6 protein-coding genes are annotated in these 9,932 nt (G+C 72.6%); 2 read left to right on the top strand and 4 right to left on the bottom strand.

Annotated features, from left to right (window positions below):
- Positions 1–94 precede the first annotated feature (94 nt).
- A complete protein-coding gene (gene aceB, locus DSY14_RS24785; protein WP_211719032.1) occupies positions 95–1,699 on the bottom strand; it encodes a malate synthase A in 1,605 nt (534 codons plus the stop codon).
- A gap of 411 nt (positions 1,700–2,110) precedes the next feature.
- Here aceB and hflX point away from each other — a divergent pair, with 411 nt between their 5' ends.
- The gene (gene hflX, locus DSY14_RS24790) at positions 2,111–3,637 is read left to right on the top strand and encodes a GTPase HflX (RefSeq protein WP_211719033.1); all 1,527 of its coding nucleotides are present in this window, start codon (positions 2,111–2,113) and stop codon (positions 3,635–3,637) included.
- A 484-nt stretch (positions 3,638–4,121) separates the two neighbouring features.
- Positions 4,122–5,330, top strand: a complete 1,209-nt coding sequence (locus DSY14_RS24795) for an amidohydrolase family protein (RefSeq protein WP_211719034.1) — start codon at positions 4,122–4,124, stop codon at positions 5,328–5,330.
- Between the two features lie 30 nt (positions 5,331–5,360).
- Here DSY14_RS24795 and holA read toward each other — a convergent pair whose 3' ends face one another.
- The 3 genes from holA to DSY14_RS29340 all read right to left on the bottom strand — a co-directional run.
- Positions 5,361–6,323, bottom strand: coding sequence for a DNA polymerase III subunit delta (holA, locus tag DSY14_RS24800; RefSeq protein ID WP_211719035.1), 963 nt, complete (start codon positions 6,321–6,323; stop codon positions 5,361–5,363).
- A gap of 163 nt (positions 6,324–6,486) precedes the next feature.
- Positions 6,487–8,826, bottom strand: a complete 2,340-nt coding sequence (locus DSY14_RS24805; protein ID WP_211719036.1) for a ComEC/Rec2 family competence protein — start codon at positions 8,824–8,826, stop codon at positions 6,487–6,489.
- A gap of 7 nt (positions 8,827–8,833) precedes the next feature.
- A partial coding sequence (locus tag DSY14_RS29340) for a helix-hairpin-helix domain-containing protein (RefSeq protein ID WP_283091696.1) occupies positions 8,834–9,932 on the bottom strand: 1,099 nt, incomplete at its 5' end.

The following is a 9,932-nucleotide window of genomic DNA, read 5'->3' on the forward strand; positions in this document are numbered from 1 at the left end:
GGCCGGTGGGACGTCGCAATCCACACCGATACCGGAGGCCCTCTTGTCGTGTGTCGGGCGGGGTGGGTGTTACCAACCTCCGTGGTCAGTACAGCTAGGGCATGCGCTCGTAGGCGGGCAGGGTCAGGAAGTCGACGTAGTCGTCGTCCAGGGCGACCTCGGTGAAGAGCTCCTTGGCCTGTTCGTAGAGGCCCTCGTCGAAGGCGGCGCCCAGGCTCTCCCGGATGGTGACGAGCTCCTCGTCGATGATCCGGCGGACCAGCGCTGCGGTGACCTCGGGGCCGTCGTCCAGGGTCACGTCGTTGTGCAGCCACTGCCAGATCTGCGAGCGGGAGATCTCGGCGGTGGCGGCGTCCTCCATGAGGTTGTGGACGGCGACCGCGCCGTTGCCGCCCATCCAGGCGGCCAGGTACTGCAGGGCGACGTTGATGTTGCCGCGCAGACCGGCCAGGGTGACGCCGCCCGGGGTCTTGTCGACGGCGAGCAGGTCGGCCGCGGTCACCTCGACGTCGGGACGCTGCTTGTCGATCTGGTGGGGCCGGTCGCCCAGGACGCCGTCGAAGATCTCTCCGGCGATCGGGACGAGGTCGGGGTGGGCGACCCAGGAACCGTCGAAGCCGTCACCGGACTCCCGGGACTTGTCATCACGGACCTTGGCGAAGGCGTTCCTGTTGACCTCCTCGTCCCTGCGGGACGGGATGAACGCGGCCATACCGCCGATGGCGTGGGCGCCGCGCTTGTGGCAGGTCTTGACCAGCAGTTCGGTGTAGGCGCGCATCATCGGGGCGGTCATGGTGACGGCGTTGCGCTCGGGCAGCAGGAACCTGCGACCGCGCGTGCGGTGGGTCTTGATGATGCTGAAGAGGTAGTCCCAGCGTCCGGCGTTGAGACCGGCGGAGTGCTCGCGCAGTTCGTAGAGGATCTCCTCCATCTCGAACGCGGCCGGGATGGTCTCGATCAGGCAGGTGGCGCGGATGGTGCCGCGCGGGATCCCCAGACGCTCCTGGGCCAGGACGAAGATGTCGTTCCAAAGACGCGCCTCGAGGTGGCTCTGCATCTTCGGCAGGTAGAAGTACGGGCCCTTGCCCTTGGCGATCTGCCGCTGCGCGCTGTGGAAGAAGTACAGCGCGAAGTCGACGATGCCGCCGCTCACGCGCCCACCGTCGACCAGGACGTGCTTCTCGTCCAGGTGCCAGCCCCGCGGGCGCACGACGATGGTGGCCAGCGCGGGGTCCTCCTTCAGGGCGTAGGTCTTGCCCTGGGGGGAGGTGAAGTCGATCGTGCGGTCGAGGGCGTCGCGCAGGTTGAGCTGCCCCTCGATCATGTTCTCCCACAGCGGGGTGTTGGCGTCCTCGAAGTCGGCCAACCACACCTTCGCGCCGGAGTTGAGCGCGTTGATGGTCATCTTGCGGTCGGTCGGGCCGGTGATCTCCACGCGGCGGTCCGTGATGCCCGGGGCGGGCGGTGCGACCCGCCAGCCGTCGTCCTCGCGGATGTGCCTGGTCTCGGGGAGGAAGTCGAGGTCCTCGCCGGCCGCGACCCTCGCCTCACGGGCGGCGCGCGCGGTCAGGAGTTCCTGACGGCGGGACTCGAAGGTGCGGTGCAGCTCGGCGACGAGCGCGAGGGCGTCGTCGGTGAGGATCTCGTCGAACCGGTCGTTGAGGGGGCCCGTGATCTCGACCCCGTGCGTGGCGCCCATGGAAAACCTTCCGCAATACGAAATAAGCTTCTGGTATGTGGAAGTGAAACTACTATCTCGATGTCAAGCGGTCAACGTCACTCGCAGTGTCGATCAGGCCCGATATTCGTCCAGAGAGAAGTATCGCTGAAATTCTTAGTTAAATGCTTGGATTCTTCGGTTTTCGTGGTGCCTTCGCGGGTTGCGCGGCCGTCATGATCCGATGGCTTGTGTCACACCACCTGCGATAATTAACGTGCCTTCACTCGGGGTGAGGTGTCACCATCGACCCAGGGGCGCGTCCCGCGGACACACGCCCCGCCACGCGCCGTCACGGGCGCGGGCCCCGACCGTGAACACCACGGCGGCCGCCGTCCACGGGGCGAACGGGAAGAATCCCGGCGGTGTCCGCGTTGACCCACCTGGAGGGATATGAATACTGCTGACATCCACGGAAGCGACCACACCGGCCCCGAGGCCGAGGACGCGTTCCGTGAAGGGGTCACCGCCGGAGACGGGACCCACGCCGACGACGCGTCCCGCGGTACCGGCGACGACCGACACGAACACCCCGCGGACACGCCGGACCAAGGCCAGATGGAACTGGCCGAGCGCCACGCCCTGCGCCGCGTCCAGGGGTTGTCCACCGAACTGACCGACGTCACCGAGGTCGAGTACCGGACCCTGCGCCTGGAGCGCGTGGTCCTCATCGGGGTCTGGACGCGCGGCACGCAGGCCGACGCCGACAACTCGCTCACCGAACTCGCCGCGCTCGCCGAGACGGCCGGCGCCCTGGTCCTGGAGGGCCTCACCCAGCGCCGCTCCAAGCCGGACCCGGCGACCTTCGTCGGCAAGGGCAAGGCCGCCGAACTCCACGACATCGTCGAGGCCACCGGCGCCGACACCGTGATCGCCGACGGTGAGCTCACCCCCGGCCAGCTGATCCAGCTGGAGGACGTCGTCAAGGTCAAGGTCATCGACCGCACCGCGCTCATCCTGGACATCTTCGCCCAGCACGCGCGCAGCAGCGAGGGCAAGGCCCAGGTCGAACTGGCCCAGCTCAACTACCTGTTGCCCCGACTGCGCGGCTGGGGTCACTCCCTGTCCCGACAGGCCGGCGGCGCGGGTGGCGGCGGCAACGGCGGCGTGGGACTGCGCGGACCCGGTGAGACCAAGATCGAGACCGACCGCCGACGCATCAACGACAAGATCGCCAAACTGCGTCGACACCTGTCCCACATGCGCACGGCACGCGACGTCAAGCGCGACGTCCGACGCACCCGACAGGTGCCGTCGGTGACCCTGGCCGGGTACACCAACGCCGGTAAGTCCAGCCTGCTGAACCGGCTCACCGGAGCCGGCGTACTGGTCGAGAACGCCCTGTTCGCCACGCTGGACCCGACCGTCCGTCAGGCCCGCACGCCCGACGGTCGCGGCTTCACGCTCAGCGACACGGTCGGGTTCGTCCGCCACCTGCCGCACCAGTTGGTGGAGGCGTTCCGCTCCACCCTGGAGGAGGTCGCCGACGGCGACCTGATCCTGCACGTGGTCGACGGCGCGCACCCGGACCCCGAGTCGCAGATCAGCGCCGTGCGCGAGGTCTTCGCCGAGATCGAGGCGGGCGACGTCCGCGAGCTCATCGTGGTCAACAAGGTCGACGCCGCCGACCCCGACGTCCTCAAGACCCTGCGCACCCGCTATCCCGACATGGTCGAGGTCTCGGCGCGCACGGGCGAGGGCGTCTCCGGCCTGGTCACGGCCCTGGCCGACGCGCTGCCCGAGATCGCCCGGGAAGTGCACGCCCTCGTCCCGTACTCGCGGGGCGACCTCGTCGCGCGAGCGCACGACGAGGGGCGTGTGGTGAGCGAGGAGCACACCGCGGACGGCACCGCACTGCACGCGTTCGTGCCCGCGCCGCTGGCCGCGCGGCTGGAGGAGCACGCGCCCAGCACGGTCTGACCGGCGCCGGCGGTGAGCCGCCGGGGGCGTCGGGCCGAGCCCGTTCGCGAACATCGGGGCCGGGGTACCGCATCGGTACCCCGGCCCCTCGCGCGCGCCGGGGACGCGCGGAGCCGCTCGCATTCGACGGGAACATCCCGAATCTCACCCGTAACTCGGGTCGACGCAGCTCAGAGAGGGTTCCGGTGGCCTTCGTCACGCCGCGTTCCTGCGAACTTCGGGCGGGAACGCTCGCATTCGTCCACGCGGGGAGGTGTACATGATGTCGGCGAATGGACTACGGTTTCGGAGCACCGGCCGGCAGTGGCCGCCGTCCCCCGACGGCCCGTACCCCCACTGATCCGGCACCGCGAGGCGGCCCCGGGCCGCCCACGGCCCTGTCGGAATCACATCCAGATACGAGGTCGCCATGCCCGCCCGTGCTCTCCGCGTACCCGGTCCGCGCGCCGAGCGCCGGAACTGACCGGCGGGGGCGGAGCACCAGATGCCGGTAGTACTCCTCACCAACATCGGCCGCCTGTGGACCGGTTACGAGTTGCTGACCAAGGCGGCCGTCCTCATCGAGGACGACCGGGTGGCCTGGGTCGGGCCCGCCGCGGAGTTGCCACAGCACATCCCCGGTGTCATGGACGACCTCACCGACGTCGACGAGATCGTCAACATCGGCGGGGGACTCGTGACCCCCGGGCTCGTCGACGCCCACTGCCACCCCGTGTACGCCGGCGACCGCTACGCCGAAGTCAACATGTGGGCCAAGGGCGCCACCCGCGCCGACATCTTCGCCGCGGGCGGGGGCGTGTCCACCACCGTCACCATCACCCGCGGAACCGACCCCTGGACCCTGTGCAACGCCGTCCGGGAACGCCTTCGCCACTGGGTCCTCTCCGGCAGCACCACCGTGGAGGCCAAGACCGGCTACCACCTCACCCGGGACGGCGAACTCGCCGACGTGCGCCTGCTGCGCTCCCTGGAGGAGGAGCCGGGGATGCCGCGCCTGCACGTCACCTTCTTCCCCGCCCACGGGGTGCCCCCGGAGTTCTTCGGTCGCCCCAAGGAGTACGTGGCCACCGCCGCCTCCTGGCTCGGGGACGCCGCCATGGCCGGGGCCGACGGGGTCGACGTCTACTGCGACAACCAGCAGTTCACCACCGAGGACGCCCACATGCTGCTCGGTGTGGGACAGTCCGTGGGGTTGCGCACCACCATGCACGCCTGCTCCAGGCCCCGCCACGGCGCGGTGCGCATGGCCGCCGAACTGGGCTGCACCTCCGTCGACCTGCTCCACGAGGCCGACGACCAGGACATGCTCGCCCTGGCGGCCACCCGCACCCCGGTGGTCGCCTGCCCCACCACCGCCCTGCACGAACGCCGCACCCCGCCGGTGCGCTCCCTGCTCGACCACGGTGTTCCCGTGGGTCTGGGCACCGACCACAACCCCGGCCAGTCCGGCACCACGTCCATGCCGCTGGTCATCTCCCTGGCCGTGTCCATGTTCGAGATGACCGTGCACGAAGCGCTCAACGCGGCCACGGTCGGCAGCGCCCACGCCCTCGGACTCAACGACCGCGGGCTCTTGGCCCCGGGGAGCCTCGCCGACCTGGTGCAGTGGGACGCCGACCACGAGGGCGCCTTCGCCTGGTCCATGGGGCTGAGCACCCTGCGCGTGTGGCAGGGCGGACGCACCATCCGCTGACCCCGGACCCGAGGCACGCTCCGGGCGGCCTCAGCGGGTGCCGCGGGCCCGGGCGATCTCGATCACCGCGCGCTCCAAGGCGTACTCGGGGTCGCGCCCGGCACCCTTGATCAGGGCGTCCGTCTCGGCGACCACGGCCATGGCCCGAGTCACCCCGCCCGGGCTCCACCCGCGCGCCTGCTGCCGCAGGCTCCGCATCTTCCACGGCGGTACCTTCGCCCGCTTGGCCAGGTCCGCCTCGCTCATCCCGCGCGGTGGCTGGGCGGCCACGGCGATCCCGCGCACCGCGCCGGCCAGCGCACTGTTGATCAGCACCGGGGCGGTCCCCACCGCCAACGACCAGCGCAGCTGTTCCAGGGCCTCGGGCAGGCGTCCCTCCACAGCCCGGTCCGCCACCGTGAATCCGGAGGCCTCCGCCTTGCCCGAGTGGTACCGGGCCACCGCCGCGGCGTCCACCCGGCCCTCGGTGTCGGCGATCAACTGGGTGCACGCCGCGGCGATCTCGCGCAGTTCGGTCCCCACCGCGTCCACCAACGCCTCGGCGGCGTCGGGGGCGATCTGTCGCTTGGCCGCGGCGAACTCGCCCTTGACGAAGGCGATCCGCTCGGGCCCCTTCTTGGGCCCCTTGCAGTCCACCCTCTGCGCCCCGGCCTTGCCGGCCGCCTCCAACAGCGCCTTGCCCTTGGCGCCGCCCGCGTGGGTGAGCACCAGGTTCACGTCGTCGGCGGGGGCCTTCAGATAGTCGGTGACGGTCGCCGCCAGGTCCTTGGTCAGGTCCTGCGAGGAGCGGAGCACCACCACCCTGCGGTCACCGAACAGCGATGGCGAGGTGACCTCCACCAGGGTGGACGGACCCACCTGGGCGGGCACGAGGTCATGGACGTCCACCTCGGGTTCGGCCTCACGGACGGCGGCGACCACCGCGGCCACGGCCCGGTCGACGAGCAGTTCCTCGTCGCCGACGATGAGTGTGATGAGGGCGGGTGCAGGCATACAACGAGCATGCCACGAACCACCGACCGACCGGTGCGCTTCGACGGCGAGGTCACGCGTCGAGCGCGCGTGGTGTGCCTCCTCCGGCCGCCCCGCCCCCGGGTGGCCCTCTCCCACGCCCGTCGGGCGGGGTACGCGGAGACGAGGCATCGGTGCCCGCCGTTCAGCGGTCCGGGGCGGGCCCGCGCGAGATCACCCGCACCGGGGCGTCCAGCACCGCCACGTCGCCGTCTCGGTCGGTGCGCGCGTTCACCCGTGCCACCCGCTCCAGGATGTTCTGGGTGAACGGCGCCGGGTGACCGTACGGATTCCCCTCGCCCACGGAGGTCACCGACACCCGGGCCCCCGTGGCCGCGAGGAAGCCCGGGTCCTGGGTGCCGGCCCCGTGGTGCGGCGTGGTCAGGACCGTCACCGCCAGCAGCGGCGCGTCCGGACCGCGGAGCAGTTCGCCTTGGGCCGGCTCCTCGATGTCCCCGGTGAGCAGTACCGACATGTGTGTGTCGTCGGCGCGGATCACCACCGAGGTGTCGTTGACCGTGCCCTGGTAGCCGGCCCGCGGCCACAGCACCCGGAGCGTCCACGTGCCCACAGTGAAACTCTGTCCGCGTTCGGCGACGGCCGGCTGCACCCCCTCCTCGGCCAACAGACGGCCCACGGGGGTGTCGGCGAACCCCACCGGGGCCAGGGCCGCACCCACCCGCCGGTGTCGGAGGACCCCGGGCGTGCCGTCCACATGGTCGGCGTGGTCGTGGCTGAGCACCAGCAACGGGATCTCGCGCACCCCCAGGCGCTCCAGACACCCGTCCACCAGGTCCGGGTCGTCCCCGGTGTCGAACACCACCGCCTCCCCACGACCGGTCGACAGCACGAACGCGTCCCCCTGCCCCACGTCGCACGCGACCAGCCGCCAGCCCGACAGTGGCCAGCCCCCCGGTACGCACCGGGCGGCCGACCCCAGCACCAGCACGGCGACGACCACGGCGGCCAGCACACTGCGCGTCCGCCCCCGGGTCAGGAGGAACACCGCCACCAGCCCGGCCAACAGCAGTGCCCCGGCCACGTCCGCGCGCCAGGGAAGCGCCCCGTACGGCACCCGCGCCCCGACCTGGGCCACCACGGCGATCCAGGACACGCCGAGTCCCGGTACGTGCACCAGGAGCGCGGCGGCGCCCGACCAGACCGAGGCGAGCACCGCCAGCGCCGACCCCGTCACCGTGACCACCGCCACCACCGGTGCGGCGAGCACGTTGGCCGGAATCGCGACCCACGACACCTCGCCGGACAGCGGTACCAGGACCGGGGCGACCGCCACGTGCGCGGCCACCGCCACCGCCAGGGCCTCCGCCAGGGGTACCGGCAACCGCGCCGACCACGCGTGCGTCCACCCCGGTACCAGGAGCAGGATCCCGGCCGTGGCCAGCGCCGACAACGCGAACCCGTAGGAGGTCGCCAACCCCGGCGCCACGAAGAGCACGCCCACCACGGTCACGCACAACGCGCCCAACCCGGCGTGCGCCCGCCCGGTTGCCAGCGCCAACAGCCCCAACGAGCCCATGAAGGCCGCGCGCACCACGCTCGGCTCGGGTCGGCACACCAGAACGAACAGCCAGATCATCACCGCGCCGCCCAGGACCGAGCACCAGGTCGGTGCCCGCGCCCACCGGGCCACCGCCAGCACGAACCCGGTCAACACCGCCAGGTTGGCGCCGCTGACCGTGAGCAGGTGCGTCATCCCGGTGGCCCGGAAGTCCTCCGCGACCTCCTCCCGCAGTTCCGACGTGTCGCCCACGATCAGCGCCGGGAACAGCCCGCGTTCGGGCTGGGGCAGCCCGGACGCCGCCTCGCGCAGGTCGGCCCGGACCGCGCCGGCGAAGGCCTGCCACCGTCCGGGCTCGGCCACCTCCTCCGGAGGTCCGTGCACCGCCACCAGGGCCGCCGTCAGGGGTTCCTCCTCCGCGGCGAGGAAGGCGCCGCGCGCGGTGAAGGACTGGCCGGGCAACAGGTCCGACCAGTCCTCCCCGGAGGCCAGCACCACCACCGAGGCCCGGGAGGCGCGGACCCGGCCGTCCACCCGCACCCACGTGGTGCGGGCCGGCACCACCCACTCCGCCCGTCCGGGCCGTGGCATGCCCGCCCGGGAACGCGGATCGACCGTGGCCACCGCACCGAACTCGACCTCTCCGCCGCGCTCGGCCGCCGCCACCGCCGCGCTGGTCGCCGTCCGGTGCACGTGGAGTCCGGCCACCGCCGCCACGGTCGCCGCGCACACCAGGGTCGCCACCGCCACGGCGATCGGCGCCTCTCCGAGTCGTGCGGACGGCCCTCGCCACAGGGCCACCGACGCCGCGACCACGACCGCCCCGCCCGCGATCGACCACGCCGCCCACGGGGGGACGGCCAGCGCCACCAGGGCGGCCGCCCAGGACGCCGCGGCCGGAGCGACCCACCGCAGGTCGGGCGGGCGCCCCAACCCGTCCCCGTCGCTGCCCAGCCACGTCACCACGGTCGGCTCACCCCACCGTCACGTGCGGGCGGAGGTTCTCCAGGGTCTTCGCCGCGATCCCGTCGACCCCGAGGAGGTCGTCGACACCGGAGAAGGCACCACCGAGCGCCTCACGGTGGGCGAGGATCTGCCGCGCCTTCTTCTCCCCGATCCCCGGCAGTGTCCGTAGCTCGTCCTCGCCGGCGGTGTTGATGTTCACCGTCGGCCCCTCCGCGTCGGGCGCCGGCGCGCCTCCCGCACCCGCGGTCTGCTCCTCGGGCACCCCCACGAGGAGGCGCTCACCGTCGGCCAGGGTTCGGGCCAGGTTGAGCAGGTCGAGGTCGGCGTCGGGCAACGCCCCGCCCGCCTCCTCCACCGCGTCCGCCACCCGTGACCCCGCCGGCAGGGTGTACAGACCCGGTTCGTGCACCTCACCCCCCACGTGCACCACCACGTCGCCGTCCGGAGTGGGGGAGGCCGGCCCCGCGTCGGGCGCCGCCGCCTCCGGGCCGGGGACCGGAGCGTCGTCGGAGCCCGCCTGGGTGGCCACCGTGGGATCCACCACCTCCTGGGGTCGCTCCCGCAGCACCAGGAGCGCCCCCACCACCGCCACCAGGCCCAGCACCACCAACACGACCAGCGAACGGCGGGAGAGCGCCGCCTCGGCGGCCCAGCCCCGGGTGATCCGGTCCAGGGCGGCCACGGGCGCGTCGGGGAGCAGTTCGGTGTATCCGGTGGGCGGCCTGCGAGACCGGTCCCCGTCGCCCGGCTCCTCCGGGTCGGGGGCCTCCTCCTCCGGAGGGTCGTCGCCGACGCGGCCGCCCCGACTCCGGGACGGTTCCTCGCGGACACGGCCGGGACGCGCCCGGAAGCGCCCGGCCCGGGGTGCGGAGGGCGCCCCGTCCTCCTGCCCGTGGGTCGTCGGTGCGGACGCCTCGGCGGCGCCGCGCTCGGACGGGTGTGGTGGGCGCGGCGATCCCGCGCGGTCTCGGTCCGCTCGCGGTGGGGGTCGGTCGTGTCCGGGCGCCGTGGGGTCGGTCCCTCCGGGGAGGGGCCACGGGGGTTCCCGCCGAGGGGGAGAGGGAGCCCGCGCCTCCGGAGGGTGCGCCGCGGTGGAGGGGGTATGT

Origin of the sequence: Nocardiopsis sp. MG754419 (assembly GCF_018207095.1) — a bacterium.
Classification (GTDB): Bacteria; Actinomycetota; Actinomycetes; order Streptosporangiales; family Streptosporangiaceae; genus Nocardiopsis.

Bases quoted from the DNA above. Each gene is read 5' to 3' on its own strand.
- aceB (WP_211719032.1), bottom strand. From the start codon at position 1,699: ATGGGCGCCACGCACGGGGTCGAGATCACGGGCCCCCTCAACGACCGG.
- hflX (WP_211719033.1), top strand. From the start codon at position 2,111: ATGAATACTGCTGACATCCACGGAAGCGACCACACCGGCCCCGAGGCC.
- DSY14_RS24795 (WP_211719034.1), top strand. From the start codon at position 4,122: ATGCCGGTAGTACTCCTCACCAACATCGGCCGCCTGTGGACCGGTTAC.
- holA (WP_211719035.1), bottom strand. From the start codon at position 6,323: ATGCCTGCACCCGCCCTCATCACACTCATCGTCGGCGACGAGGAACTG.